Annotated in this window: 3 protein-coding genes and 1 pseudogene; 2 read left to right on the top strand and 2 right to left on the bottom strand. The window is 71.5% G+C overall.

Going from position 1 to position 1,851, the window contains the following annotated elements; all coding sequences use genetic code 11:
* Together PV363_RS17655 and PV363_RS17650 are read left to right on the top strand one after the other, a co-directional pair.
* Window positions 1-376 (top strand): alpha/beta hydrolase fold domain-containing protein (locus tag PV363_RS17655; protein ID WP_301023072.1); only part of this gene is annotated, 376 nt, incomplete at its 5' end.
* Between the two features lie 16 nt (window positions 377-392).
* Window positions 393-998 carry a class I SAM-dependent methyltransferase gene (locus PV363_RS17650; protein ID WP_301023071.1) on the top strand — a complete coding sequence of 202 codons (606 nt, stop codon included), beginning with the start codon at window positions 393-395 and terminating at the stop codon, window positions 996-998.
* Here PV363_RS17650 and PV363_RS17645 read toward each other — a convergent pair.
* Window positions 987-1,664: a class I SAM-dependent methyltransferase gene (locus PV363_RS17645; protein ID WP_301023070.1), complete on the bottom strand. Its 678-nt coding sequence runs from the start codon at window positions 1,662-1,664 to the stop codon at window positions 987-989. The two genes, PV363_RS17650 and PV363_RS17645, sit on opposite strands and share 12 nt — an antisense overlap.
* A 4-nt stretch (window positions 1,665-1,668) precedes the next feature.
* Window positions 1,669-1,851 (bottom strand): annotated as a pseudogene (locus PV363_RS17640) (hypothetical protein); the annotation flags it as partial.

Here is a 1,851-nt window from a genome sequence, read left to right as displayed (position 1 = left end):
CGACGGCTACTTCCTCACCGAGCGGCAGATGGACTGGTATCGCGAGCACTACCTCGCCGATCCCGCCGATGCCCTCGATCCACGCGTCTCGCCACTGCTCGCCGACGACCTCTCCGGCGCCGCACCCGCGTACGTGGCGGTGGCCGGCTTCGACCCGCTGCGCGACGAGGGCATCGCGTACGCGCGCCGGCTCGAGGAGGCTGGAGTCCCGACCGAGCTGGCCCGTACGGGCGACCTCATCCACGCGTTCATCAACATCACCGGCGTCAGCCCGAGCGCGTACGAGGCGACGCTGCGGGCAGCCCAGGCGATCAAGGCCAGGCTTCTGACGAAGCCCTCGGGCTCCCGCAACGCCTTCCGGCAAGGCACCCGGTGACATCGGGGCGCGCCTCGTGACGACGACGGTGACCGACGCGTACGCGCGTCGAGCCGCCGAGTACGCGCACGTCCTTGGCTCGATGGAGGCGGTGCACCCCTCCGACCGGCAGCTCATCGAGAGCTGGGCCGACACCGTGACGGGGCCGGTGCTCGACGCGGGGTGCGGACCCGGCCACTGGACGCACCACCTCGCGGGGCGTGGCCTCGACGTTCGCGGCATCGACCTCGTCCCCGCCTTCGTGGAGCATGCTCGGCGGAGCTATCCGGACGTGCCGTTCCGGATCGGCAGCATCGACGCGATCGAGGAGCCCGACCAGTCCTTCGGCGGGGTGCTGTCGTGGTACTCGACGATCCATCATCACCCGTCCCGGATCGCCGCCACCTTCGACGAGTTCGCCCGTGTCCTCCGGCCCGAAGGCGGGCTCGTCCTCGGCTTCTTCGACGGACCATCGATCGAGGCGTTCGACCACGCGGTCACGCCGGCCTACCGGTGGCCGCCCGAGGAGCTGCACCGGCTCCTCGCAGCGAGCGGCTTCACCGTGAGCGAGACCCGTACGAGGACAGGACAAGGGCAGCGGCCCCTCGGCGCGATCGTGGCCCGACTCGGCTCAGCCTCGTGAGGCGGACCGCTCCAGGCGCCACACGTTGTCGACGTGCGTCCCCGTACGGCCGTCGGGTGCCGTCGACGCACGCTCGACGCCTTCCTTGGTGACGACCGTCCACTCGTCCTCGGGGAGCGACAGCACGTCGAGGACCTCGTCGAGCGTCGGGAAGACGGCGTGGGGCACGGAGTGCTCGTGCGGCTCGGCCCACGAGGGCCAGCCGCCGTGCATGACGACCAGCAGCGTGCCGCCCGGGGCCACCGCGTCGGCGGCGCTGCGGAGCACGCCGTCCTGGTCGAGGGCGACGGGGGACTGGAGGTAGTGCGCGTTGACGAGGTCGTACGAGCCGTCGGGGAAGGTGACGCCGAGCTCGTGCCGCTCCCACGTCGTACGGTCGCCCACCCCGGCGTCGGCGGCGTGCACCGCTGCGCGGTCGAGGGCGGTCTGCGAGATGTCGACGCCCGTGACCGTCCAGCCCTGCGTGGCCAGCCACACGGCGTCGGCGCCTTCGCCGCAGCCGAGGTCCAAGGCGGTGCCGGGAGTCAGGTCGGCAACCTCGCGGACGAGCAGCGGGTTGGGCTTGCCGCTCCAGATGCGGTCGGAGCTGCCATAGCGCTGCTCCCAGAACTCGGTCGGATCCGTGGGTTCGTCGGGGGCGGTGGGCTCTGTCGCGTCGTTGCTCATGCTGCTAGTCGACCACGGGGGTGGAGCGGCCGTAGCCGGATCTGCGGGTCAGCTTGTCCAGCAGCGGCTGTACGCGGTACGGGAGAGGAGTCGAGATCGCCAGCGTCGAGGTCGTGTGGCGGACGCCGTCGGTGTCGATGATGCGGACGACGACCTCCTGCAGCTCGGCGTGCGTCACCGCGCCGAC

The sequence above is a fragment of the Mumia sp. genome (assembly GCF_028803055.1).
Classification (GTDB): Bacteria; Actinomycetota; Actinomycetes; order Propionibacteriales; family Nocardioidaceae; genus Mumia.
Note: the sequence above shows the minus strand (reverse complement) of the source record. Positions and strands in the feature narration are given on the sequence as shown.

What these genes read in the sequence shown, in the direction of transcription:
- PV363_RS17645 (WP_301023070.1), bottom strand. Translation starts at nt 1,664, where the DNA reads ATGAGCAACGACGCGACAGAGCCCACCGCCCCCGACGAACCCACGGAT.